This is a genomic window from Aromatoleum anaerobium (assembly GCF_012910705.2).
Classification (GTDB): Bacteria; Pseudomonadota; Gammaproteobacteria; order Burkholderiales; family Rhodocyclaceae; genus Aromatoleum; species Aromatoleum anaerobium.
Genome location: NZ_WTVG02000033.1, coordinates 1 through 23600, shown reverse-complemented (window position 1 = coordinate 23600; position 23600 = coordinate 1). Strand labels below are relative to the sequence as shown.

At 66.1% G+C, this 23600-nt stretch carries 22 protein-coding genes; 6 read left to right on the top strand and 16 right to left on the bottom strand.

Annotated elements, in window-relative coordinates; translation table 11 throughout:
- Positions 1–51 precede the first annotated feature (51 nt).
- Positions 52–225, bottom strand: coding sequence for a hypothetical protein (locus GO606_RS01865; RefSeq protein ID WP_246979284.1), 174 nt, complete (start codon positions 223–225; stop codon positions 52–54).
- Positions 226–626: 401 nt separating this feature from the next.
- Between GO606_RS01865 and moaA the strand changes: the two genes are divergently transcribed.
- A complete protein-coding gene (gene moaA / locus GO606_RS01860; RefSeq protein ID WP_169117879.1) occupies positions 627–1706 on the top strand; it encodes a GTP 3',8-cyclase MoaA in 1080 nt (359 codons plus the stop codon).
- Between the two features lie 31 nt (positions 1707–1737).
- Here moaA and GO606_RS01855 read toward each other — a convergent pair whose 3' ends face one another.
- The 10 genes from GO606_RS01855 to mltG all read right to left on the bottom strand — a co-directional run bounded on the left by GO606_RS01855 (position 1738) and on the right by mltG (position 12992).
- The gene (locus tag GO606_RS01855) at positions 1738–2943 is read right to left on the bottom strand and encodes a DNA recombination protein RmuC (RefSeq protein WP_169117880.1); all 1206 of its coding nucleotides are present in this window, start codon (positions 2941–2943) and stop codon (positions 1738–1740) included.
- A 164-nt stretch (positions 2944–3107) separates the two neighbouring features.
- A complete protein-coding gene (locus GO606_RS01850) occupies positions 3108–5603 on the bottom strand; it encodes an ABC transporter permease (RefSeq protein ID WP_169117881.1) in 2496 nt (831 codons plus the stop codon).
- A 28-nt stretch (positions 5604–5631) separates the two neighbouring features.
- On the bottom strand, positions 5632–6804 hold the full coding sequence (locus GO606_RS01845; protein WP_169117882.1) for a M20 aminoacylase family protein: 1173 nt from the start codon (positions 6802–6804) through the stop codon (positions 5632–5634).
- 183 nt (positions 6805–6987) lie between these two features.
- Positions 6988–8325 carry an NADP-specific glutamate dehydrogenase gene (gene gdhA, locus GO606_RS01840; protein WP_169117883.1) on the bottom strand — a complete coding sequence of 446 codons (1338 nt, stop codon included), beginning with the start codon at positions 8323–8325 and terminating at the stop codon, positions 6988–6990.
- Positions 8326–8482: 157 nt separating this feature from the next.
- Positions 8483–9154 (bottom strand): ankyrin repeat domain-containing protein, encoded by a 672-nt coding sequence (locus GO606_RS01835; RefSeq protein ID WP_211166558.1) that lies wholly within the window; start codon positions 9152–9154, stop codon positions 8483–8485.
- A 4-nt stretch (positions 9155–9158) separates the two neighbouring features.
- Positions 9159–9932, bottom strand: a complete 774-nt coding sequence (locus GO606_RS01830) for a TatD family hydrolase (RefSeq protein WP_169117885.1) — start codon at positions 9930–9932, stop codon at positions 9159–9161.
- An 18-nt stretch (positions 9933–9950) separates the two neighbouring features.
- Positions 9951–10313 (bottom strand): PilZ domain-containing protein, encoded by a 363-nt coding sequence (locus GO606_RS01825; protein WP_169117886.1) that lies wholly within the window; start codon positions 10311–10313, stop codon positions 9951–9953.
- On the bottom strand, positions 10310–11365 hold the full coding sequence (gene holB / locus GO606_RS01820; protein ID WP_169117887.1) for a DNA polymerase III subunit delta': 1056 nt from the start codon (positions 11363–11365) through the stop codon (positions 10310–10312). Before holB ends, GO606_RS01825 begins: the two co-directional genes overlap by 4 nt.
- A complete protein-coding gene (tmk, locus tag GO606_RS01815; protein ID WP_169117888.1) occupies positions 11362–11994 on the bottom strand; it encodes a dTMP kinase in 633 nt (210 codons plus the stop codon). The genes holB and tmk overlap by 4 nt, the downstream gene beginning before the upstream one ends.
- Positions 11991–12992 carry an endolytic transglycosylase MltG gene (gene mltG / locus GO606_RS01810; RefSeq protein ID WP_169117889.1) on the bottom strand — a complete coding sequence of 334 codons (1002 nt, stop codon included), beginning with the start codon at positions 12990–12992 and terminating at the stop codon, positions 11991–11993. The genes tmk and mltG overlap by 4 nt, the downstream gene beginning before the upstream one ends.
- Before the next feature lie 112 nt (positions 12993–13104).
- On the opposite strand from mltG, the gene ygfZ reads away from it, so the two are divergent.
- From ygfZ to GO606_RS01795, 3 genes are read left to right on the top strand one after another with little or no spacing between them, the layout of a single operon-like run.
- Positions 13105–14136: a CAF17-like 4Fe-4S cluster assembly/insertion protein YgfZ gene (gene ygfZ / locus GO606_RS01805; protein WP_169117890.1), complete on the top strand. Its 1032-nt coding sequence runs from the start codon at positions 13105–13107 to the stop codon at positions 14134–14136.
- 3 nt (positions 14137–14139) lie between these two features.
- Positions 14140–14448, top strand: coding sequence for a DUF4936 family protein (locus GO606_RS01800; protein ID WP_169117891.1), 309 nt, complete (start codon positions 14140–14142; stop codon positions 14446–14448).
- Positions 14439–15233 carry an NRDE family protein gene (locus GO606_RS01795; RefSeq protein ID WP_169117892.1) on the top strand — a complete coding sequence of 265 codons (795 nt, stop codon included), beginning with the start codon at positions 14439–14441 and terminating at the stop codon, positions 15231–15233. Before GO606_RS01800 ends, GO606_RS01795 begins: the two co-directional genes overlap by 10 nt.
- Before the next feature lie 58 nt (positions 15234–15291).
- Here the strand turns inward: GO606_RS01795 and GO606_RS01790 are convergent, their stop codons facing one another.
- Together GO606_RS01790 and tadA are read right to left on the bottom strand one after the other, a co-directional pair.
- Complete coding sequence (locus GO606_RS01790; protein ID WP_425532178.1) at positions 15292–15780, bottom strand: L,D-transpeptidase family protein; 489 nt, start codon at positions 15778–15780, stop codon at positions 15292–15294.
- Positions 15777–16241, bottom strand: a complete 465-nt coding sequence (gene tadA / locus GO606_RS01785; RefSeq protein WP_169117893.1) for a tRNA adenosine(34) deaminase TadA — start codon at positions 16239–16241, stop codon at positions 15777–15779. The genes GO606_RS01790 and tadA overlap by 4 nt, the downstream gene beginning before the upstream one ends.
- A gap of 196 nt (positions 16242–16437) precedes the next feature.
- Here tadA and GO606_RS01780 point away from each other — a divergent pair, with 196 nt between their 5' ends.
- Both GO606_RS01780 and GO606_RS01775 read left to right on the top strand, forming a co-directional pair.
- Positions 16438–17694 (top strand): cyclic di-GMP phosphodiesterase, encoded by a 1257-nt coding sequence (locus GO606_RS01780; RefSeq protein ID WP_246979283.1) that lies wholly within the window; start codon positions 16438–16440, stop codon positions 17692–17694.
- Positions 17691–19367 (top strand): ATP-binding protein, encoded by a 1677-nt coding sequence (locus GO606_RS01775; protein WP_169117895.1) that lies wholly within the window; start codon positions 17691–17693, stop codon positions 19365–19367. The genes GO606_RS01780 and GO606_RS01775 overlap by 4 nt, the downstream gene beginning before the upstream one ends.
- Positions 19368–19522: 155 nt before the next feature.
- Here GO606_RS01775 and GO606_RS01770 read toward each other — a convergent pair whose 3' ends face one another.
- From GO606_RS01770 to paaK, 3 genes are all read right to left on the bottom strand, one after another.
- The gene (locus GO606_RS01770; RefSeq protein WP_169117896.1) at positions 19523–19933 is read right to left on the bottom strand and encodes a thioesterase family protein; all 411 of its coding nucleotides are present in this window, start codon (positions 19931–19933) and stop codon (positions 19523–19525) included.
- A gap of 77 nt (positions 19934–20010) precedes the next feature.
- Positions 20011–22095 (bottom strand): CoA-binding protein, encoded by a 2085-nt coding sequence (locus GO606_RS01765; protein WP_169117897.1) that lies wholly within the window; start codon positions 22093–22095, stop codon positions 20011–20013.
- Between the two features lie 75 nt (positions 22096–22170).
- The gene (gene paaK, locus GO606_RS01760) at positions 22171–23520 is read right to left on the bottom strand and encodes a phenylacetate--CoA ligase PaaK (RefSeq protein ID WP_169117898.1); all 1350 of its coding nucleotides are present in this window, start codon (positions 23518–23520) and stop codon (positions 22171–22173) included.
- Positions 23521–23600 lie beyond the last annotated feature (80 nt).

The following is a 23600-nucleotide window of genomic DNA, read 5'->3' as shown; positions in this document are numbered from 1 at the left end:
CGAAGCTCCCGTCATGATCACCTTCAATCCGCCCGGACGGCAAGCCGCCGATCAACCATAATCCCTGCGCCGCACGTCGTTCCCCCAGCGGTGGTCGTGGTCGCTGATCTCGTTCTCGAACTGCGGAAAACGCCGGTCGTGCTCGAGAAGCAGCGACATGATCGTCGCGCCGTGCTCCCGCGGAAAACCCTGCCGCGTACCGCCGCGCGTGTCGGTCATCAGCATGAAAAGGAACTTCCGACACTCCGGGCTTCCCCACACCAGGTCGATTTTCCGCAGATGCGGAAACCGCTCGTAGAGCTCTTCGGTAGATGTCTCGGTGACTCTTCCCCTCATCGGAACCACTCCGTCCGGCCTCGTACAGCCGTTGAAATCCAGAATTCGCCTTTATATCCGACAAGCCGATTCCGAACCACCGGGACCAGCAACCCGTCGTGACACAGTACGCAGACCCGGAGGAACACGATGGATTCAGGTACCGGAGCGGGCCGGCTTGCGCGCCCTGTTGATGCTGCCGATAATGGATAAAGTCATCGGCTGCCATCCTGGCTGCTTGCTCCAGGGCAAGGAATCTGCAGGCTCGGCGCCCGATAATCGCCAAAAGCTCTCAGCGAAAACCGCCTCACATGAAAATCATCCCGATCCAGCCAGGCCCTTCGACCGCTTTACCGGTCGTCCCTGGCACCGCCTATCCGACGCACGGCCCGCTGAAGGATCGCCGGGACCGGGCGGTGCAGGACCTCAGGATTTCCGTCACCGACCGCTGCAATTTCCGCTGCATCTACTGCATGCCACGCTCGGTGTTCGGTGCCGACTACCCGTTCCTGCCGCGCAAGGAATTGCTGTCGTTCGAGGAAATCACCCGCGTCGCCCGCCGCTTTGCAGCACGCGGCGTGCGCAAGATCCGCATCACCGGGGGCGAGCCGCTGCTGCGCAAGCATGTCGAGAATCTCATCGAAATGCTGGCGCAGATTCCCGACATCGAACTGACGCTCACGACCAACGGCGTGCTGCTGCCGAAGATGGCGCGGACCTTGAAGGACGCGGGCCTCGATCGCGTGACGGTCAGCCTCGACGCGATCGACGATCCGACCTTCCGGCTGATGAACGATGCCGATTTCCCGGTCGCGGCGGTGCTCGAAGGCATCGCCGCGGCGAAGGATGCGGGGCTCGGACCGATCAAGGTGAACATGGTCGTCAAGTGCGGCGTCAATGACCAGGGCGTCATCGAGATGGCGCGCCATTTCCGCGGCAGCGGCCACATCCTGCGCTTCATCGAATTCATGGACGTCGGCAGCTCGAACGGCTGGAAGCTGGATTCGGTCGTGCCGTCGCGTGAAATCATCCAACGCATCGACCAGGTCTTCCCGCTCGAACAGGTCGATCCGAACTACACCGGCGAAGTCGCCGAACGCTGGCGCTATCGCGACGGCGCCGGGGAGATCGGGGTCATCTCGTCGGTGACGCAGGCATTCTGCTCGACCTGCTCGCGCATCCGGCTGTCGACCGAAGGCAAACTCTACACCTGCCTGTTCGCACAGACCGGGCACGATCTGCGTGACATGTTGCGCGCGGGCGTCTCCGATGCCGAGATCGACCAGACGATCGCCGGCGTGTGGCACAACCGGGAAGACCGCTACTCGGAGATCCGCACCGCGAACACCGCCGGACTGCGCAAGATCGAGATGTCCTACATCGGCGGCTGAGCCACACCGACGGCACGCATGCCGTCCTCCATCAGCCCGCGCCGCCTTCCGCCCGCCTCGCGTGCGCCACCACCACCGGGACCAGTTCGTCACTGGCACCCTGGTCGAGCTGCGCCGATTCGATCTTCTGGAAATGCGCAGTGATCTTGCGCGAGCTGACCTGCACGTCCTGAACATCCTTGCTCGCCTGCTCGATGTGGCGTGCGAGCGCGTTCATGCGTTCGTCGAAGCGCGCAAAGTCCTTCGCCAGCTTGCCGAGCGCATCCTTGATGACGTGCACCTGCTTGCGCGTCTCGACGTCCTTCAATACTGCGCGCGCGGTGTTCAGCACCGCCATCAGCGTCGTCGGTGACACGATCCATACCCGGCGCCCCTGCGCATAGGCGACAACCTCCGGATGATGGGCATGGATCTCCGCGAACACGGCCTCGGCAGGCACGAACATCACCGCGCCGTCGGAAGTCACGTTGGGGATGATGTATTTCGATGCGATCGCGTCCACATGCCGCCTGACATCCGCGCGGAACGCCGTCTGCGCGAGCTTGCGGTCGATGTCCGAAACGCCTTGGCCGACCATGCGGTGATAGTTTTCGAGCGGAAACTTCGAATCGACGCCGACCAGGCCGGTCGGCTCGGGCAAGCGCAGCGCGCAATCGACACGCGCGTTGTTCGGCAGCGTGTGCTGGAATTCGTAGGAATCGGGCGGCAGCATGTTCCGCACCAGCGCCTCGAGCTGGACTTCGCCGAACGCCCCGCGCGCGCGCTTGTCGCCGAGCAGTTCCTGCAGGCTGACGACGTTCGTTGTCAGACCGTCGATCTTTTTCTGCGCCTCATCGATCGTAGCGAGGCGTGCCATGACGTTCGTGAACGTCTCGTTGGTCTTGCGAAAGCCTTCGTCGAGGCGCTCGTTGACGTGGCCGGACAGGGTTTCGAGACGACGATCGACGCTGCGCGTCATCGCTTCGATGCTTGCAGCGAGCTGGCCCGACGCGCCCGCCAAGCCGCGCTGCAGCAGGTCGCGATCGGCGCGCGCATGTTCCGCCAGCCGGTCGGCCTGGCGCGCTAGGCCGTCGTGCAGGTCGCCGAGCATCGCGCGGTGCTGCCCGGCGAGCGCGGCGCCGACTTCGCCGACGAGCACCTCGGGGAGATCCTGTTCGAGCCGGCGCATGCGCCACGCCAGCCAGACGACGATCACGATCAGTCCGGCCACCAATCCGGGCAGCATGTATTCAGGCATCCGCACCGCACTCCGTTCGAAATCGTGCCGGATTATAGCCACGATGATTCGACGCGCCCCGCCCGATTGCGACAACCGCGGCGGCACCATCGGCCAGGGCCACCGGACCTCGGCAGATAGTCGGCCGAAGCGCCGCAGGGAGATGCCGACGGCCGGCGCCGGAATCACGCCGACGCGCGCAGGCTCGCGAGCGGCGGGCGCGCGAGCAGCTTGCGCGTGCCGAGCCAGCCCCCGGCGACCACGCCGCCCGCGCCGATGACGATCGCGAGCACGGTCGGCCACGGCGCCGGCACGTACGCCATCTTGAACACGTAATGCGCAAGGGCCCAGCCGATCACCGTGGCACCGACGCCGGCCAGCGCCCCGGCGACGCCGCCGAGCACGAGAAATTCGGCGAGCAGCGCGTCACGCAGCTGGCGGTTGCGCGCGCCGAGCGTGCGCAGCACCGCGAGTTCGTAGTCGCGCTCGTCGTGCGTCGATTGCAACGCAGCGTAGAGCACGACGAACCCTGCCAGCACCGCGAAGCCGAACACGAACTGCACGATCAGCACCAGCTTGTCGGTCATCGAGCGGACCTGCTCGATGACCGCGCCGACGTCGATGACGGACAGGTTCGGGAAGCGGGCCACCAGCGCGGCCGTGAACGCGTGCCTGTCGGGCGGCAGACGAAAGCTCGTGATCAGGCTCGCCGGATCGCCTTCGAGCATGCCGGGCGCGGCGATGAAAAAGAAATTGACGCGCATCGAATTCCAGTCGAGCTCGCGCACGCTCGTGATCGGCGCCTCGACAAGGCGTCCTGCGACATCGAAGCGCACGCGGTCGCCGACCTTCAACGCGAAAGTCTGCGCGAGGCCTTTCTCGACCGAGAACTGAGGTTCGCGCTGCTCGCCGTGCCAGCGTCCGTCCGCGACCCGATTCCCGTCGGGAAGCATGGCGCCGTAGCTCAGATTGAATTCCCGTTCGGCGAGCCGTTTCGTGCGCTGATCGACGAAATCGTCCGGATCGACCGGCCGGTCGTTGATCGCGACCAGGCGGCCGCGGATCATCGGCATGATGTCGGGGGCAACGAGTCCGTGGTCGACGAAGAACGCCGCGAGCGCTTCGCGCTGATCGGGCTGGATGTTGATGATGAAGCGGTTCGGCGCGTCCGGCGGCGTCATCCCGCGCCAGTTCTCGAGCAGATCGGCACGCACCAGCGTCAGCAGCAGCAGCGCCGTCATGCCCAGCCCGAGCGCGGTCGCCTGGATCACGCTGCCCGCCATGCGCCGCGCGAGCGACGCGAGCCCGTAGCGCCAGCCGCCATGGCGGATCGTGCGGCGGCTCCTGGACCCGGCGATCACATGCAATACGCCCCACGCCGCGAGCGCAAACAGGCCGAGCGCGACGACGAAGCCTGCCGCGACCGTCGCCCCGAGCTTCACGTCGCCGGCAATCCAGAAAATGATCGCCAGCAGCGCACCCGCCCCGCAGATCCATGCCAATCCGCTGACCGGCTCGACCGCGCCCATTTCGCGCCGCAGCACGCGCACCGTCGACACCTTCCCGAGCCGCAGCAGTTGCGGCAGCACGAAGCCGACGAGCAGCACCATGCCCACCGCCAGGCCGTGCGCAAACGGCCGCAGCGACGGCGCCGGCAGCTCGGACCCCATCACTTCGGCGAGCACCGCCGCGAGCCCGAACTGCACCACCCAGCCGGCCACGCCGCCGAGCGTGGCGGCGACGAGCCCGAAGAACACGAACTCGCCGACGACGATCCACAGCACCTGCGCCTGGCCCGCGCCGAGGCAGCGCATCACCGCGCAGCCGTCGAGATGGCGCTGCATGAAGCGGCGCGCCGCGAGGCCGACCGCGACCGCGGCGAGGATTACCGCGAGGAGCGCCGCGAGCCGCAGGAAGCGCTGCGCCTGGTCGAGCGCGCCGCGCACCTCGGGGCGCGCATTTTCGATGCTCTCGACCGCCTGCCCGCGCCCGAGCCGCTGCCGCGCCCACCGTTCGAAGCCCGCGACGGCGTCCGGCTCGCCCGCCAGATGCAGCCGCCACGTCGCGCGGCTGCCGGCGATCAACAGGCCTGTTGCGGGCAGGTCCGCCGCATTGAAGATTGCGCGCGGCAACAGGCTGAAGAAGTTCGTGCCGCGGTCCGACTCGAAGCTGACCATGGCGCCGACGCGAAACTCGAGCTGTCCGAGTCCCACCATGTCGCCGACCGCGACGCCGAGCGCGGCGAACAGCCGTTCGTCGAGCCATACTTCGCCGCGCTGCGGCATTCGCTCGGCAACCGCATCCGGCAGGTTCGGACCGGGCGCGACGCGCACGCTGCCGCGCAGGGGATAGTCCGCCTCGACCGCCTTGACGCCGGCCAGCTGGGCCGCCTCTGCCGTGCTCACCATGCTGGTGAATACCACCGTCTCGGCGGTCCGCAGGCCGCGCCGCCGCGCTTCGTCCGCGAATTGCCCGTCCCACGGCCGGTCGGCGCGCAGCAGCAGGTCGCCTCCGAGCAACTGGTTCGCTTCGCGGTCGAGGCCCCGCGACACGCGGTCGGCCAGGAAACCGACGCTCGTCAGGCTCGCCACCGCGATGACGATGGCGAGGCCGAGCAGGAGCAGCTCGCCTGCGCGCAGGTCGCGCAACATCATGCGCCATGCGAGCCGGAGGGTTTTCATGTCGACCGGACCGTCCTGTCGTGTACGTTCATCGCGCCGGCGCCAGCACCTTGCGCACCAGTTCGACCCAGTACGCGACGCCGGTTGCGATGATGTCGTCGTTGAAGTCGTAGGTCGGGTTGTGCAGCATGCACCCGCCCTCGCCCTCGCCGTTGCCGATCCAGACATAGCAGCCGGGCTTGCGCTGGAGGAAGTAGGCAAAGTCCTCGGCCCCCATGCTCGGGCGCGTGTCGGTCGCGACATTCACCGAGCCGACCAGTTCGCTCGCGACTTCCGCACAGACGGCAGCTTCCGCCGCGCTGTTTATCGTCGGCGGATAGCCGCGGCGGTAATCCAGCGTGACCTTCACATCGAACGCCGCGGCGACGCCCTCGCAGATGCGCCGCAGCGCCGACTCGACCCGGTCCTGCACGACTTCGCTGAACGCACGCACGGTGCCGCACAGCTGGGCACGGTCGGGTATCACGTTGTACGCCTCGCCGGCATTGAACCGCGTGACGGAAACCACCGCCGCGTCGATCGGATCGAGGGTACGGCTGACGATGGTCTGGATCGCCTGCACCAGGGCCGCCCCGGCGGTCACCGGGTCGGCGCCCAGATGAGGCATCGCCGCGTGCGCGCCGTGGCCGAGCACCTCGATGTCGAAACGGTCGGCGCTCGCCATGACCGGGCCGCTGCGCACGCCGAACTGTCCAGCGGGCATGCCGGGCCAGTTGTGCATGCCGAAAACGGACTCCATCGGAAAACGTTCGAACAGGCCGTCCTCGATCATCGCCAGCCCGCCCCCTTCGCCCTCCTCGGCAGGCTGGAAAATCAGATACACCGTGCCGTCGAAATCGCGTCGCGCCGCGAGCGCCTCGGCCGCCCCGAGCAGCATCGTGGCATGTCCGTCATGTCCGCACGCGTGCATGCACCCTTCGTGCACGGAACGGTGGGCGAACTCGTTGCGCTCCTGCATCGGCAGCGCGTCGATATCGGCGCGCAGGCCGATCGCCCGCAGGCTGCGGCCGCCGCGCACGACGCCGACGACCCCGGTCTTGCCGAGGCCGCGGTGGACTTCGATGCCCGCGGCTTCGAGATGGCGCGCGATCAGCCCGGCGGTACGGTGTTCGGCGAACGCGAGCTCGGGATGGGCGTGAAGGTCGCGGCGTATCTCGGTCAGTTTCGCGAGGCGGGGCCGGATGGATTCGATGACGCTCATGTCTGCCCCCTTGTGAGCCGGGTTTCAGTGACGTGGTGCGAAAACATCGAGTGTAATGATCCTGGCGCCGGCCGTCGAACCCGGGTGCCGTCTCCTCGGTCGCTGCCGCGAATCGCTCCCCCTCCACGGGGAAGGCCGGTCGCCTTCCCCGTGGAAGTGTTGCAGCCCTTCGTTACGACGGCCTCAGATGACGCCCTGCGCGAGCATCGCGTCGGCGACCTTGACGAAGCCGGCGACGTTCGCGCCGTCGGAGTAACTCACGGTACCGTCGGGCCTGGTGCCGTACTGCAGGCACATGCGGTGAATTCCCTGCATGATCTCGAGCAGCCGCCCGTCGACCTCTTCGCGCGTCCACGACAGGCGCATCGCGTTCTGGCTCATCTCCAGCCCGGAAGTGGCCACGCCGCCCGCGTTACTCGCCTTGCCCGGCGCATACAATACGCCGTTCTGCTCGAACACCCGCACCGCCGCGGCATTGCACGGCATATTCGCCCCTTCGGCGACGCATTTCACGCCGTTCCTGACCAGCATCGCGGCGTCGTCACCGTCAATCTCGTTCTGCGTCGCACACGGGAACGCGATGTCGACCGGCACGTGCCACGGCCGCTTGCCGGCCTCGAAATACAGGCCGAGTCGTTCAGCGTATTCGCTGACGCGACCGTAATGGACGTTCTTGACGTCCATCAGCACGGCGAGCTTTTCGGGCGTGAAGCCTGCCTCGTCGATGACGGTGCCGCTCGAGTCGGATGCGGTGATGACCTTCGCGCCGAGCGCCATCGCCTTCTCGATGCCGTACTGCGCGACATTGCCCGAGACCGAGACCGTCATGCCGGCCATCGTCTTGCCGGCGTGACGCAGCATCTCTTCGGCGAAATAGACGGTGCCGTAGCCGGTGGCCTCCGGACGGATCAGCGAGCCGCCGAAGCTCAGCCCCTTGCCCGTGAACACGCAGCTCGCCTTGTTCGACAGCTTCTTCATCATGCCGGCGAGGAAGCCGATTTCGCGCCCTCCCACGCCGATGTCACCGGCCGGCACATCGGTATCCGAACCCACATGCCGATACAGCTCGGTCATGAAACTCTGGCAAAAACGCATCACCTCGCCGGGGCTGCGCCCTTTCGGATCGAAGTCGGAGCCGCCCTTGCCGCCGCCCATCGGCAGCGTCGTCAACGCGTTCTTGAACGTCTGCTCGAACGCCAGGAACTTCAGCACCGACAGGTTCACCGAGGGGTGGAAGCGCAAGCCGCCCTTGAACGGTCCGATTGCGGAACTGTGCTGGATGCGGAAGCCGCGATTGACCTGCACTTCGCCGCGGTCGTCGACCCACGACACGCGGAACTGAATGACGCGCTCCGGCTCGACGAGACGGTCGAGCAGGCCGTGCTCGGCATAGCGCGGATGTTCGGAGATGAACGGCCAGAGGCTTTCCATGACCTCGGCCACCGCCTGGATGAACTCGGGCTGACCGGGGTTGCGTTGTTCTACATGAGACAGGAACTCTTCGAGGGACTGATAGCGCATTGCATTGGCCTTTGTCAGGAAGGTGACCGGACACCCGCGAGGCGCGGGCGGACGGAGATTTTCCTTGAAGTTGCCGTTCTATGCACTATTTTCGTGCATTGCGCGCCGCATTCTGGTGCATTCGCGGTTCCATCGCCAACAAACTGCGCCAAAGCCCTTATTTGGTCTCGATCCGCGGTGCCGGCGACGCCTTCGTGCGCCTGCTGCGCTCGGTGCGTACCAGTTCGGCGATGTTGGTGTTGCCATTGGCCTGCGCCCAGCTGTCGACCGTGAAGCCCGCATCGTTCTTCTGGTCGAGATCGACGTCCGTGCGCAGCAGCCGGCGGACGACGTCGACGTGTCCGTTGCGCGCGGCAAGCATCAGCGCGTTCGACTTGTTCGGTGCCAGCGCGTTGACGTCCGCACCCTGCGCAAGCAGGCGTTCGAGGATCGCGGCACGGCCCTCGAAGGCGGCGTACATCAGCGGCGTCCAGCCGTCGTGATTGACCGGAGCGCCCGCATCGAGGAGCAGATCGACGACCTCGCCATGGCCCTTGAGCACCGCCATCATCAGCGCGGAATCGCCTGCCGCGTTGCGCTGCGCGAGTTTCGGCCGGAAGTCGAGAAGCGCCGCGACGGTGTCCGCGTGGCCTTCGCGCGCCGCGAGGATCAGCAGCGTATTGCCCTGTTCATCGACGGTGTTGGGATCGAGTCCGCGGCTGAGCAGCTGTACCAGCGGCCGGGTGTCGCCGAGCCGCGCGGCGTTCAGCGAATCATCGTAGCTGCTGGCCTGGGCGGGTGCGCTGCCGAGCGCCAGGGCAAGCATTGCGGCAAGGATCATTCGCTTCATGGGATCAGGATCTCCGGGCGTGGCGGAACAGGCGGAAGAAATTCTCGGTCGTCGCGGCGGCGATGTGCTCCAGCGGCTCGTTGCGCAGCCGCGCGATCTCTTCGGCGACATGCACCACCCAGGCGGGTTCGTTGGTCTTGCCGCGATGCGGTACCGGCGCGAGATACGGCGCATCGGTTTCGATCAGCAGGCGATCGAGCGGAACGTACTGCGCAACCGCCTTGAGCTCGGCCGCGTTCCTGAACGTGACGATGCCGGAGAAGGAAATGTAGAAGCCGAGGTCGAGCGCCGCTTCGGCCACCTCGCGCGTCTCGGTGAAGCAGTGCATGACGCCGCCCGCCCCGGCCGCATCTTCTTCGCGCATCAGGCGCAGCGTGTCGGCCGCTGCGGAGCGGGTATGGATGATCAGCGGCTTGCCGCAGGCCCGCGCGGCACGAATGTGGGTGCGAAAGCGCGCCCGCTGCCATTCGGGGGCGTCCTTCTGCCAGTGGTAATCGAGGCCCGTCTCGCCGATCGCGACCACTTTCGGGTGATCGGCGAGCGTACCGAGACGCGCGTCGTCGGGCTCCTCGACGTCGTCGTTGTCGGGATGAACGCCAACCGAGGCGAAGAGATTCGCATGACGCTCGGCGAGCGCCAGCACGCGCGGGAAGTCTTCGAGCTTCACGCTCACGCACAGCGCATGACCGACCCGATTGGCGGCCATCGCCGCGAGCACGGCGTCTTCACGCGCGGCGAGGTCGGGGAAATCGAGATGGCAGTGGGAATCGACGAACATCGTGGAAATCGGGCGGAATCAAAGGGTGTGGGTCGGACGACTGGATCCGAGGTGTCCGGCGAGGATCTGTTCGATGCGGCCGCGCAGCGCACGTCCCGAATCGTCGCCGCTGAAATGCACGCCGATCCCCTGCGTGCGGCCGCCCTGGGCGCCATGCGGCGTGATCCATACGACGGTCCCCGCGACCGGGTGCTTCGTCGGGTCGTCCATCAGTTGCAGCAGCATGAACACCTCGTCGCCGAGCTGATGAGGCCGCGGCGTCGGCACGAAGATGCCGCCGTTCGCCAGGAATGGCATATAGGCGGCATACAGCGCGGACTTCGAGTTGATGTTCAGCGACAGCACGCTCGGGCGTGCGGCACTCGGTTTGCTTTCGCTCATGATCGGGGTCCGGCCACCGCGCGCGCATAGCGCAGCAGCATGTCTTCGAGCATCAGTCGGGCATTCAGCGGATGCTGTGCGACCCGGCGAATCCGGGCGAGTTCATTGTAGCAGTTCAGCACCGCGGCCACGTCCGAGCGCTGCGCCAGCGCGCGCACCACGCCTTCCTCGCGCGGAAAGAACCGCACGCGGCCGCCGAGGCGCAGCGACGCGAGATCGGTGACCCAGCGCTGCATCCATTCGACCAGCTGCACGATGCCGAAACCGGCTGCGAGCGCTTCCTTCGATTTCAGCCAGGCGTCCCACTGGCCCGCGAGCGGGAGCGGATCGGCCGCGGGCAACTGCGCCACATCGCGCACGAAACGGGCAAGCAGCGCGCCCTGCCCGGCCAGCCGCTGCGCGGCGAGCGGCATGCCGCCGGTCAGCGCGAGCAGGTCCGCCGCCGGCGCTTCGTGCGCGCCGAGCCACTGCCCGACCATCTCCGCTGCGGGCCGTGAAAAGCTCCACTGCTGGCAGCGGCTGCGGATCGTCGGCAGCAGGCGGCGCGGGGCCGAGGACACCAGCACGAACAGGCAACCGGCGGGAGGCTCTTCGAGCAGCTTCAGCAGCGCGTTCGCCGTATACGGGTTCATCGCCTCGGCCGGATCGACGACGATGACGCGCCGGCCGCTCTGGTGGCCGGTCACCGACAGCGATTGCTGCAGGTCGCGGATCTGCTCGATGACGATCTGCGTGGATTTCTTTTTCGCCGACCCGGCATCGCGTTCCCCGCCTTCCCTGCTCTCGTCGCCGTCGCCGGCTTCCATATCGGCAGCGGGCACGATCATGAAGAGATCGGGGTGGTTGCCGGAGCGGCGCAGCTGGCAAGTCGTGCACTGGTCGCAGGCGCCGCCGTCCGGGCGAGGCGTCGCACACAGCAGCCGCGCCGCCAGCGCGTCGGCCAGATCGCGCTTGCCGAGTCCCGCCGGGCCGACGAACAGCAGCGCGTGCGGCAGGCGTTCACCGAGCGCGACGAGCCGCTGCCAGGTTTCCTGCAGCCACGGGTGAATCATCGCAGGCAGCGCTCCTCGACGATCGCCTCGACTTCGGCGCGGATCGATTCGGGGGTGCGCCCGGCATCGATGATGCGGATCCGCCCGGGCGCCATGCGCGCCCGTTCGAGGTATGCGGCGCGCACCCGCTCGAAGAAATCGCGCTGCTCGCGCTCGAAGCGGTCGGGTTCCGCGCCGCCCTTCGCGAGCCGCGCGGCGGCGACCTCCGGCGGCAGATCGAAGACGAGCGTCAGGTCGGGCTGGAAGCCCGGATGCACCCACGCTTCAAGCGCTGCGAACTTCGCCGGGTCGAGGCCGCGCCCGCCCACCTGGTACGCATAGGTGGCATCCGAAAAGCGGTCCGACACGACCCAGCGCCCGGCGGCGAGGGCCGGCAGGATGCGCGCGGCGAGATGCTCGCGGCGCGCGGCGAACATCAGCATCGCTTCGGTCTCGAGGTGCATCGGCTCGTGCAGCAGCAGCTCGCGCAGCCTCTCGCCGAGCACTGTGCCGCCGGGTTCACGGGTCTGTTCGACGCACCGTCCGCGCCCCTCGAGCAGCGCGACGACGGCCGCGATCTGGCTGCTCTTGCCCGCCCCGTCTATGCCTTCGAAAGTGATGAAACGTGCCTGCCGCTGCGATCCGCTCAACTTCCTGTTCTCCGCTGGTATTGATTCACGGCCTTGTTATGGTCGTTCAGATTCGTCGAAAACTCGCTCGTGCCGTCACCGCGGGAGACGAAATAAAGGTAATCGGTCGTCGGCGGCCTGACTGCGGCAATCAGTGCGTCGAGTCCCGGCATCGCGATCGGGGTCGGCGGAAGTCCGTCGCGCGTATAGGTGTTGTAGGCGTGGTCGCTTTCGAGGTCGCGCTTGCGCAGATTCCCGTCGAACGCGCTGCCCTGGCCATAGATCACGGCGGGATCGGTCTGCAAACGCATGCCGATGCGCAGGCGGTTGACGAACACCGACGCGATCAGCGCGCGATCCTCCGCGCGGCCCGTTTCCTTCTCGACGATCGAGGCGAGGATCAGCGCTTCGTACGGCGACGCGAGGGGCAGATCGGGATTTCGCGTCTCCCACGCCTGCGCCAATCGCTCGTGCATCGCCCGATAGGTGCGGGCGAGCAGCGCCAGGGCGCTCGACTGCTTGTCGAAAAGATAGGTATCAGGAAAGAACAGCCCTTCGGGGTGGGATTCCGTCGCGCCGATGCGCTGCAGGATCTCCGCCTCCGACAGGCCCGCGGCATCCTGGATCAGGTCGGGGTTTGCTTCGAGTGCGGCCCGTACCTGGCGGAAATTCCAGCCCTCGACGAGGCGCAGTTCAGCCTGCGACACATCGCCGCTCGACAGCTTGAGGATCAGCAGCCACGGCGTGATCCCGGCGTGGACTTCGTAGCTGCCCGCGAGAATGCGGTCGGCCTTGCCCGTGAGCCGCGCGATCCAGTACAGCACGCGCGGATTCACGTCGACGCCCGCATTGGCGATCGCCGCAGCCGCCTCGCGCATCGTAAATCCGCGCTGCACCGTGAAGTCGACGACCGGCCGGGCGAGCGGCAGCGGACGCGTGACATACCACCACGCGGCGGCGAGACTCGCTGCAGCGCCGAGTGCGACGACGAGGAACAATCGGAGGAGCAGCGACTTCATGCGATAGTAAAATAATTGAACCTCGGCATGTCGGGGGCGATTCGCCGGCGACCGCTTGCGGCGAGCGGACCCTATAATACTTCATCGCATTCTCCGACTCCGGCTTAACGACATGAATACGAATACGACCTGGACCGATTTTCTCATCGCGGAAGGCGCCACGATCGAAAGCGCCGGCATCCGTTTCGATACCCCGGACGCCGGATTTGCGCCGCCTGCCACCGTCGCCGTGCCGCTCGTGCATCTCGGGATGATCCGCAGCCGCGGCGAAGACTCCGCGCCCTTCCTGCACAACCTGTTCTCGAACGACGTCAAGAACCTCTCGGCCGATGGCGCGCAGTGGAACAGCTTCAATTCGCCGAAGGGCAGGATGCTCGCCAGCATCCTGGTGTGGAAAGAAGCCGACGGTCACGCGCTCGTGATGTCCGCCGACCTCCAGCCGGCGCTGCTGAAGAAGCTGTCGATGTACGTGCTGCGCAGCAAGGTCAAGCTCGCCGATGGCGCAGCCGAAACGGCGCTCGTGGGCATCAGCGGCAGCGACGCGGCCCAGGTGCTCGCGCGCGCCGGGCTCGCCGTGCCGACCACCGCGATGACGCAGGCCGCGGCGGGAGACACGCGCTGCATTCGCCTCGACGACAACAACTTCCTCGTCGCACTTCCCGTCGCCGAGGCCCCGCGGGCATTCGGCGCGCTGCTCGCGGCGGGCGCCACGAAGGCCGGCACCGCGGCGTGGCAGCTCGCGATGATCCGCGCCGGCGTACCTCTGATCACCACCCCGACGCAGGAAGAATTCGTCGCGCAAATGCTCAACTATGAAATCATCGGCGGCGTCAGTTTCCAGAAAGGCTGCTACCCCGGCCAGGAGATCGTCGCGCGGACGCAGTACCTCGGGAAGCTCAAGAAGCGCATGTACCGCGTCCGGGTTGCCGATGGCGTGGAGCCGCAGCCGGGCGCCGACGTCTTCGCGCCGGAGTTCGGCAACCAGTCTGCGGGCAAGCTGGTCAACGTCGCGCCCTCCCCCGCAGGCGGGTTCGAGGCGCTCGCGGTCATGCAGACCAGCTGCGCCGAGGCCGGCGACGTGCATCTCGGAAGCCTCGCCGGTCCGCGGCTTTCCTTTCTCGACCTTCCTTACGCCCTGCCCTGAACGATGGCCATCAGCGAAACCGCGCGCATCCATTACTTCATCTACTATCGCATTCGCGCCGGCGTCGACCGCGATGACGCGCATGCGAACGTGCGCGCGATGCAGGCCGCGATTGCCGCCCGCACGATGGTGTCGGGCCGGCTGATGGAGCGTCGTGGCGACGACGCGACGTGGATGGAGATCTACGAATCCGTTGCCGATCCGGCCGCCTTCGAAGCCGCGCTCGGTGCCGAGACCGAAGCGCATCGGCTCACCGACCTGATCGAGCCCGGTTCGGCCAGGCACCTCGAACGTTTCATCGAATGTGCCTGATCGTCATCGGCTGGCAGGCTCACCCCGACTACCCGCTCGTCGTGGCCGCGAACCGCGACGAGTTCCTCGCTCGTCCCGCGGTGCCCGCCCACTGGTGGAGCGACGCGCCGGATCTGCTCGCCGGCCGGGATCTCGAGGGCGGCGGGACGTGGATGGGGGTCACGCGCAGCGGACGCTTCGCGGCATTGACGAATTATCGCGACCCGACGCTGCACCGGCCGGGCGCGCCGTCGCGCGGCATTCTCGTGCGCGACTGCCTCACTGCCGCCGACAACGCCAATGCCAACGCCCAGGCAACCCTGCGCCGCATTGCTGCGGTCAGTCCGGACTACGCTGCGTTCAACATGCTTGTCAGCGACGGCCGGCATCTGGGCATCCATGAAAGCACCACCGGCGCCGTACGGCTGCTCGAAGCGGGCATCTACGGGCTATCGAACCATCTCCTCGATACGCCGTGGCCCAAGGTCCGGCTCGCCCGCGAGCGCTTCTCCGCCGCCCTCGCCCGCCTGCCCGAAGACCAAGAGGACGCGTTCCTCCCGCTGTTGCGCGACGTTGCTGCGGCGCCCGACAGCCACCTGCCGGAGACGGGCGTCAGCGCAGAGTGGGAGCGCTGGCTGTCGCCCGCCTTCATCCGCGCGCCGGGTTACGGCACGCGCTGCTCCACCGTGATCACGATGCGGCGCGACGGCGACGTGAGGTTCGTCGAATGGACGTGGGATGACCAGGGCGAATTCGCGAGCGAGGTGCGGCACCGCTTTACCGCACGCACTCTCGTTGCACGCTGAGTCGCAGCAGACGCGCCATGCCCGCCGAATCGCCGCGTGCCGCAGGGCTGCCCCCGCCCTACTCGACGATCTCGACGGCGGTGCCGGCCGGGACGAGTTCGAACAGCTCGATGATGTCCCGGTTGCGCATGCGGATGCAGCCGTGCGAACGCGGCACGCCCATCGGCTCGTCGTCCGGCGTGCCATGAATGTAGATATAGCGGCACATCGAATCGACGTTGCCGAGCCGGTTGCGACCCGGCTCGCAACCGCACAGCCACAGGATGCGGGACAGGATCCAGTCGCGGCCGGGATGCTGCGCAGCCAAACCGGGCGACCAGACTTCGCCGGTCGGACGCCGTCCACGAAATACCGCGCCCGTCGGCGCGTTGGCGCCGATCCTGGCACGAATGCGGTGGAGACCGCGCGGCGTGCAGCCGCTGTCCCGAATTTCGCCTGCACCCTTTTCGCCGGTCGATACCGGATAGCACCGGATGCATGCACCGTCCGGTCCGAACAGAAACAGCCGCTGCCTGGCGATGCTGATACGGATGTGCACGATCGTCACGCGATGAGAGTACGCCCGCGCCGGGCCGCGAAGAACCCCGACAACAGGCGGCCGCATTCGTCGGCGAGCACGCCGCCCGCGACCTCCGCGTGATGATTCAGCCGCCGCTCGGCAAAAAGGTCGATGACGCTGCCGGCAACGCCCGTCTTCGGATCGCGGGCGCCGAACACGACTCGCGCAACCCGCGCATGCATGATCGCGCCGCTGCACATCGCGCATGGTTCGAGCGTGACGAACAGCTCGCAGCCGGGGAAGCGGTAGTTTCCGAGCCGCTCGCCCGCGTCGCGCAACGCCATCACTTCGGCGTGCGCGCTCGGATCGTTGCGCCCGATCGGCTGGTTGAACCCGCGGCCGACGATCTCGCCGTCGAGCACGACGACCGCGCCGACCGGCACCTCGTCGCACGCCCCCGCCATTCGCGCCTGCTCCAGCGCCGCACGCATGAAATCTTCGTCACTCATCGAACTCATCTCCTCGCCCCACAGTTTACTGGAGCGCGCCTGCGCAGCGCCACGACAGCGTGCCCCGGTTGGCTGGCGAAGTTGAATAATCGCGGCAGGGACAATACGATGGCGCGGTTTGCGTCCCGCTCCCCATCTTCCCCGCCCGGCAACATTCAGGCCGTCGTCATCGATGTCAGATAATTCCAGTGTCACCATGGATCAACTCCGGGTCGGGCTGTACGTCGTTCTCGATGTCAGCTGGTTCGAGCATCCCTTTGCATTCAGCCATTTCAAGATCAAAACCGAGGAGCAGATCAGGACCATTCGCAGCCTCGGTCTGAAGACGGTCCGCTACAACCCGTCCCTCAGCGACATCAGCCCGCCGCTCCAGGGCGCGCCACAGCAAGCCCCCTCCGCAGCCGTCGCGGAGGCCAAGCCCGATCTGGCCCCCGCGCTCCAGGCCAAACGCGCATTGATGGAGCGGATAAAAGCCCAGCGCGAAGCCGCCGCACGCATCGAGAGCGCGTTTATCAATTCAGCCAAGGCCATCCGCGACATCGAGAAAAACCTGCTGTCCCGGCCCGCCGAAACCGTGCAGCAGGCGACGCAACTGGTGACGCAGATCGCCGAATCGATACTTTGCGCGCCGGAACTCGCGATCCACGTGATGGGCGACAAGATGGGCGGCGAGGAACTTTATTTTCATTCCTTGAACGTCACGATGCTGTCGATGATGGTCGCGCGCGATATCCGCCTGCCCCAGGCGGTCGTCGGCGTGCTGGGCATGGGCGCGCTGTTCCACGATATCGGCCGCAGGGAAATCCCGAACAGGATCCTGCTGAAGACCGAGCCGCTGACCCAGGCCGAACGCCATCTGTATGAAATGCATTGTCAATACGGCGTTGAAATAGGCCAGCGGTTGCACCTCGCCCCGTCGGTCCTGGCGATCATCCGGGAGCATCATGAGCTGTTCGACGGCACCGGCTACCCGCAGAAACTCAAGGGCGAGTCGATCGGACTGCTGTCGCGCATTGTCGCCATCGCCAACTATTACGACGAGCTGTGCAATCCCGTCGATATCATCGATGCGATGACGCCGCACGAGGCGCTGTCGGTGATGTTCGCCAAGCTGCGCAACAAGTTCGATCCGAAGCTGCTGCAGATATTCATCCGTTGCCTCGGCGTCTATCCGCCGGGAACGATCGTGCAGTTGTCCAACGGCGTGATCGCGATGGTCGCCACCGTCAATACCGCCGCGCCGATGAAGCCGATGATCGTGATCTACGACGCGAACATTCCGAAGGACGACGCGATCCTCGTCGATCTGGTGCGCGAACCGGATCTGAATATCGCGCGGGCCATCAGGCCTGCGCAGGTACCGGGAGAAATCTACAACTACCTCAGTCCGCGCAAGCGGGTGAGCTATTACTTCGACGCAGGCAAACCTGGTCAGGAATCGGTCGCGACATGAACAGCCTTCCGCAGTTGATGCTCGATCACAGCCCGCACATGATGCTGCTCGTCGAACCAGTCCATCTGGGGATCGTCATGGCCAACCGGATCACCGCGCAGACGCTCGGATATTCCGGCGAAGAGCTGCTCGCGATGACGATCACCGACATCGAAAGCTCGCTGCAGGACGTCTTCTACTGGGAAGACGTGCGCAACGGCCAGTATCGCGAGATCGAGGGCCATGAAGGGCTTTATCACTGCGCCGATGCGTCGATGCTGAACGTCATCAAGTCCGTCCGGGTCGTCGACCACGGCGGGGCGCCCCTGCTGCTGGTGCAGGCGAGGGACGTTCAGAACGAGCGCAAGGTCGAGGACGCGCTGGAACAGACCCTGTCGCAGCTCAGGGCAACGCTCGAATCGACCGGCAACGGAATCCTCGTGATCGACGGGCACGGTCGCATCGCGAGCATGAACCGGCTGTTCAGCACGATGTGGAACATCCCTGACGACTTGCTGCTCGAGCGCAACGACGCGGCGATCATCGAGTTCATGGCGGAGCACGTCGTCGAGTCGGAAAGCTGTCGCGCACGCCTGCAGGCGATCGTCGACAGCAGCGAAACCGAGGATCTCCTGCGGCTCGGAGACGGCCGGGTTTTCGAATGCAAGTCGCGCCCGCAATATCTTGGCGAGCGCATCGTCGGCCGCGTGTTCGGCTACAACGACATCACCCAACGCACGCATGCCGAAGAGGCGCTGCGCGACTCGCGCGACAGGCTGGAAGAACGCGTGCGGGAGCGGACCGCGGAACTGGAAACAGCGAACGCGACGCTGCTGGCCGAGAAGATGCGTCAGGAGGTGCTGATCAGGAAGCTCGAAGAAGCGCAAAACCAGCTGCTGCAGTCAGAAAAGATGGCCTCCATCGGCCAGCTCGCAGCCGGTGTCGCGCACGAGATCAACAATCCCATAGCGTTTGTAAACTCCAATCTCGGCACCTTGCAGAGGTACGCCAGCGATATGTTGAAGCTGCTGGCGGCCTACGAGCAGCTCGAAGACACGCTGGCTCCGGACAAGCTCCAGGATCTCGACCAGTTGAAGAAAGAAGTGGATGCCGCTTACCTGAGCGAGGACATCGGCAGCCTGCTGAGCGAGTCCCTCGACGGACTGCAGCGAGTCAAACGCATCGTGCAGGACCTGAAGGACTTCTCGCACGTCGACCGCTCGGAGCGGGAGTGGGCAAACCTGGAGACGGGGCTCGAGAGCACGCTGAACGTCGTGTGGAACGAACTCAAGTACAAGGCCGAGGTGGTCAAGGAATACAGCAATCTTCCGCAGATCGAATGTTTCCCGTCGCAGCTCAACCAGGTGTTCATGAACCTGCTGATCAACGCGGCGCACGCGATCGAGAATCGCGGCCGGATCACGCTGCGCACGGGGCACGACGAGCAGAACGTCTGGGTGGAAGTGGAAGACACCGGCAAGGGCATCAAGCCGGAGCACGTCGGGCGGATCTTCGAACCCTTTTTCACGACCAAGGCGGTCGGCAGAGGCACCGGGCTGGGCCTGTCGCTTTCATACGGAATCGTACACAAGCATGGCGGCCGTATCGAAGTCCGGAGCGAAGTCGGTACCGGATCGACTTTCAGGGTCGTGCTGCCACGCGACGCAAGCGCCGGTCACAAGGCTCACGGGTAGCGAAAGAGCGGAAACCGCGGGCTTTCGCCGGTGCGCCGGGGCTGGCACGGAGGATTCGGGAGGGGGCAGGGACCAGCGGCCGGTCCCTGCCGTAGGCGGGCGGCGACCGCGCTGCCGCATCCGGCAGCGCGGCGCTTGCCGCAATGCTTAAGGTATTACGCCGCAGCCAGCGCCTTGGCGAGTTTCGCCTTCAGCCGCTGCGCGGTCTTCTCGGCGCCGACGACGAAGCGGCTGTGCTTGCCACGGGCGACTTCCTCGAGCGCGTCGCGCGCGGTGAACTCGAACGTCACGGCCGGGCCATTGACTTCGGTCACGGTCACGGTGATCTCGATCCACATGCCGAGCAAGGTCGCACCGACGTGGTCGAGTTCGACGCGCGTGCCGACCGAATCCTTGCCCGGCTCGATATTTTCGAGCAGCAGGTCGCGGCAGACGACTTCGATGTCGTACAGCAGGCTCGGCGTCGAGTAGACGCGGCAATCGTCGCCCATGAATCCGATCGTGCGACCGGCATCGATGTCGTAACGCCGCGTCGAGGTCAGGCCGGCTTTCAGAGTCTCGCTCATTTGATTTCCTCCAGTTGTTGCATGTTTTCCAAAGGCAGCCGTCCCGGATGGAGGGCTGCCGCTTTTTCAGCCAAGGCTTACTGATTGCGGTTCTTGATGGCGTCCGCGTTGAGGCGAGCCTCGACGTAGCGGACCAGCGCCCGGGTGCCGCGCCCGCAGTTGCGGAACACGCACACGCCCTGATCCATCAGGCGGGCAGCCATCGCATCGTAGAGGACGCCGCCGTCGACGATGCCGATCACCGGCTTGTCGTTGCGTTCGACCAGCGGCGGCATCAGATGGACCGTGCCCTTCGGGTCCGACAGGTCGAAGCCGGGGCGCAGCGTGCTCGATTCGAGGGCGCGGATCGAGGGCGCGGTCGGGTCGAGGCCGACGACGACCGCGTCGATGTTCGGGTCGTCGAGGAAGGCCTGCGTGATCAGCAGGTGCGCCTCGTCGTCAGCGCCGGGATTGATGTCGATCGGGTTGCGCACTTCGACCAGCGCATCGAGCCGCTTCGCCGCGAGGATCTCCCCGACGCGCTTGACGGTCGCGTCCTCGAGCGCGCCCATGTCCAGCGCGAAAGTCTCGGAGACGATCGAATCGGCCATGCCGACAGCTTCGAAACCGGCGCCGCTGATCGCCCCGATGCGTTTGCCGACCTTCTTATGATGCAGCGCGCCGGCGATGTAGAAGAGATCGTCGAACGTATTGAAGTCCTCGGCGACAATCGCGCCTGCCTGGCGCAGCACCGACTCGAACAGCACCGGGTCGCCGGCGATGGAAGCCGTATGGCCCATCACGCCGCCGGCACCCGCTTCGGTGCGGCCCGACTTGTAGACAACGACCTGCTTGCCGTTCTCGACCGCGCGGCGCACTGCCTTGGCGAAATCGAGTCCGTCGCCGTCCTTGAAGCCTTCGATGTACACCCCGATCGTCTCGATATCCGGCCGTTCGGCGAAGAAACCGAGCATGTCGCCGTGCGTCAGATCGGTCTGGTTGCCCAGCGCGAGCATGTACCGCGGGTCGAGCCACGGGTTCTGCGACAGCCGCGTGATCATGAATGCGCCGCTCTGGCTCAGCATCACCGAGTTGCGTTCGGGCTTTTTCTGCGGTTTGGGCAGGCGCTCGAGCGGGATGAACCAGGAATCGTAGCCGCCCGGATGCGACACCACGCCGAGGCAGTTCGCGCCGAGGAAGACCGGCCCGCCGTCGGGTCTGCCGTGTGCCGCGTTGATGCGCGCCGCGAGCGCCGCGGCCGGTTCCCTGCTCTTCGCCGTCTCGCCGAGGCTGCCCGGAATCAGCATCACCGACTCGACCGCGTCGGTTTCGATGATCTCGTCGACGAGGCCGTACACCGCATCGGCGGCGACCGCGACGATCAGGAGGTCGAGCTTGTGGTCGAGCGCCTTGAGGCTCTCGACGCAGCGCACGCCGTCGATCTCGGTCTCGCCGGGGCGCAGGATCGTCAGTTTTTCCTTCGGATAGCCGCTGCCCATCAGGTTCTTCAGGATGATGCGGCCGAAATTCATGCTCGTCGCCGACACGCCGATGATGCCGATCGACTGGGGGTGGATGAGCTTGTCGATCTTGTGCACCGGACGCGGCAGGCGACCCGCGACCGGGGCACCGAACTCGAAGCGGGCGCTGCCGACCGTCGGCTTCTTGTTGAACTGCACCGAGTCGAGTTCGAGCGTGCGCAGCACGAACGGGGCCTGCGGGTTGGTCGCGGAATACTCGCGCGCGAGGCCGAGCATCAGACCGAAGCAGAATTCGAGCACCTGGTCCGGCGGACGGCGTCCGTCACGCTGCGCGAGCGCTGCCATCTTGCGGTACGCGAGGGTGCGCCGGAACAGGCCGAGAAAGTCGGCGGCGTCGGTCAGTTCGACCGAGGCCGAAACGCTCGCGCGGTCCTTGCGGAAATTGTCGCGGTCGAGCTGCGCATCGATGCCGCCCTGCCCTGCGGTGATGACAATGCCGAACTCGCGCGTGTTGTTCAATTCGATGCGAAGATCGACGCCGCCCGGCGTCCCCTCGGCCAGCGCGGCGCCGAAGCTGGCGACGAACTTCTCGAGTTCCGCGGTGTTGAGTGCGTCGCGCCCTTCCGACGCCGCCTGCTTGAACAGCTCTCCGGCCACGGCGTTCACCGCCGCGCCCGGATTGAATGTCGACCGATCGTTCACTGTGCTGTCTCCGTTATCGCCCCACGGATTGCCGCGCGGCTTTTGTTGGAATTCCCTGGTGCTACCGGTGCCGTATCACACACTCGCCTTCGGCCGCTTGTCGATGACGCGCTTCGCCTTGCCGACCTGCGTGCGCTCGATGCTGCCGGTTTCCAGCACGTGGACATCGGCCGACACGCCGACGGCGCTCTTGATCTCGTGGCGGAGCTCGCTCGCGATCGCGGCGCGCTGGCTCGCATTGAGCACGTCCGACAGGTCATGGCGCACTTCGGCGAGCACCGTCATCTCGTCCATGTGGTGCTCGCGGCTGATCTGCAGCTGGTAATGGCCGCACAGGCATTCATGCTTGAGCAGGATTTCCTCGATCTGCGTCGGGAAGACGTTCACGCCGCGGATGATCAGCATGTCGTCGCTGCGGCCGGTGATCTTGCCGATGCGGCGCATCGGCCGCGCGGTCCCCGGCAGCAACACGGTGAGGTCGCGCGTGCGGTAGCGGATGATCGGCAGCGCTTCCTTCGTCAGCGACGTGAACACGAGCTCGCCCGGCTGGCCGTCGGGCAGCACTTCGCCCGTCTCGGGATCGATGATTTCGGGATAGAAGTGGTCTTCCCAGATGTGCGGGCCGTCCTTCGTCTCGATGCATTCGCAGGCGACACCCGGACCGATGACTTCGGACAGGCCGTAGATGTCGATTGCGTCGATGCCGAGGCGCGTCTCGATCTCGCGGCGCATCTCGTTGGTCCAGGGTTCGGCGCCGAACACGCCGAGGCGCAGCGACGTCGAAGCCGGATCGATGCCTTGGCGCTGCAGTTCGTCGGCGATCGTCAGCATGTAGGACGGCGTCGCGAGGATGATCGTCGGGCCGAATTCGCGGATCAGCTGCACCTGTTTCTCGGTGTTTCCGCCCCCCATCGGGATCACCGCGGCGCCGAGATTCTCGCCGCCGTAATGCGCGCCGAGGCCGCCAGTGAACAAGCCGTAGCCGTAGGAATTCAGGATGATGTCGTTGCGCGTGCCGCCGGCGGCGCGCAGCGATCGGCCCATGACGCCGGCCCACATCGCGATGTCGTTCTTCGTGTAGCCGACGACAGTCGGAAGACCGGTCGTGCCGGACGAAGCGTGCACGCGCACGATCTCGCTCATCGGCACCGCGAACATGCCGTAAGGGTAGTTCTCGCGCAGTTCCTTCTTGCTCGTGAAGGGGAACCGCGCCAGATCCGACAATTGCTTCAGGTCGGACGGATGCACGCCGGCCGCGTCGAAAGCGGCGCGGTAATGCGGCACGTTGTCATACGCGTGCTGCAGCGACCATTTCATCCGTTCGAGCTGCAGCGCGGCGAGTTCCTCGCGGCTCGCCTTCTCGATCGGTTCCATTTCGTCACCTGCCAGGGCGCGCCCCGACTCCCAGTCTTGCCTAGCCGCCATGGGCCTGCTCCGAAAAACGTTGTACGAATTTTGAATTTTCCACGACCTTCCCCTGGATATGCTCGATCTGCTCCGGGCTC

What these genes read in the sequence shown, in the direction of transcription:
- GO606_RS01865 (WP_246979284.1), bottom strand. Translation starts at nt 225, where the DNA reads ATGCTGATGACCGACACGCGCGGCGGTACGCGGCAGGGTTTTCCGCGG.
- moaA (WP_169117879.1), top strand. Translation starts at nt 627, where the DNA reads ATGAAAATCATCCCGATCCAGCCAGGCCCTTCGACCGCTTTACCGGTC.
- GO606_RS01855 (WP_169117880.1), bottom strand. Translation starts at nt 2,943, where the DNA reads ATGCCTGAATACATGCTGCCCGGATTGGTGGCCGGACTGATCGTGATC.
- GO606_RS01850 (WP_169117881.1), bottom strand. Translation starts at nt 5,603, where the DNA reads ATGAAAACCCTCCGGCTCGCATGGCGCATGATGTTGCGCGACCTGCGC.
- GO606_RS01845 (WP_169117882.1), bottom strand. Translation starts at nt 6,804, where the DNA reads ATGAGCGTCATCGAATCCATCCGGCCCCGCCTCGCGAAACTGACCGAG.
- gdhA (WP_169117883.1), bottom strand. Translation starts at nt 8,325, where the DNA reads ATGCGCTATCAGTCCCTCGAAGAGTTCCTGTCTCATGTAGAACAACGC.
- GO606_RS01835 (WP_211166558.1), bottom strand. Translation starts at nt 9,154, where the DNA reads ATGAAGCGAATGATCCTTGCCGCAATGCTTGCCCTGGCGCTCGGCAGC.
- GO606_RS01830 (WP_169117885.1), bottom strand. Translation starts at nt 9,932, where the DNA reads ATGTTCGTCGATTCCCACTGCCATCTCGATTTCCCCGACCTCGCCGCG.
- GO606_RS01825 (WP_169117886.1), bottom strand. Translation starts at nt 10,313, where the DNA reads ATGAGCGAAAGCAAACCGAGTGCCGCACGCCCGAGCGTGCTGTCGCTG.
- holB (WP_169117887.1), bottom strand. Translation starts at nt 11,365, where the DNA reads ATGATTCACCCGTGGCTGCAGGAAACCTGGCAGCGGCTCGTCGCGCTC.
- mltG (WP_169117889.1), bottom strand. Translation starts at nt 12,992, where the DNA reads ATGAAGTCGCTGCTCCTCCGATTGTTCCTCGTCGTCGCACTCGGCGCT.
- ygfZ (WP_169117890.1), top strand. Translation starts at nt 13,105, where the DNA reads ATGAATACGAATACGACCTGGACCGATTTTCTCATCGCGGAAGGCGCC.
- GO606_RS01800 (WP_169117891.1), top strand. Translation starts at nt 14,140, where the DNA reads ATGGCCATCAGCGAAACCGCGCGCATCCATTACTTCATCTACTATCGC.
- GO606_RS01795 (WP_169117892.1), top strand. Translation starts at nt 14,439, where the DNA reads ATGTGCCTGATCGTCATCGGCTGGCAGGCTCACCCCGACTACCCGCTC.
- tadA (WP_169117893.1), bottom strand. Translation starts at nt 16,241, where the DNA reads ATGAGTGACGAAGATTTCATGCGTGCGGCGCTGGAGCAGGCGCGAATG.
- GO606_RS01780 (WP_246979283.1), top strand. Translation starts at nt 16,438, where the DNA reads ATGGATCAACTCCGGGTCGGGCTGTACGTCGTTCTCGATGTCAGCTGG.
- GO606_RS01775 (WP_169117895.1), top strand. Translation starts at nt 17,691, where the DNA reads ATGAACAGCCTTCCGCAGTTGATGCTCGATCACAGCCCGCACATGATG.
- GO606_RS01770 (WP_169117896.1), bottom strand. Translation starts at nt 19,933, where the DNA reads ATGAGCGAGACTCTGAAAGCCGGCCTGACCTCGACGCGGCGTTACGAC.
- paaK (WP_169117898.1), bottom strand. Translation starts at nt 23,520, where the DNA reads ATGGCGGCTAGGCAAGACTGGGAGTCGGGGCGCGCCCTGGCAGGTGAC.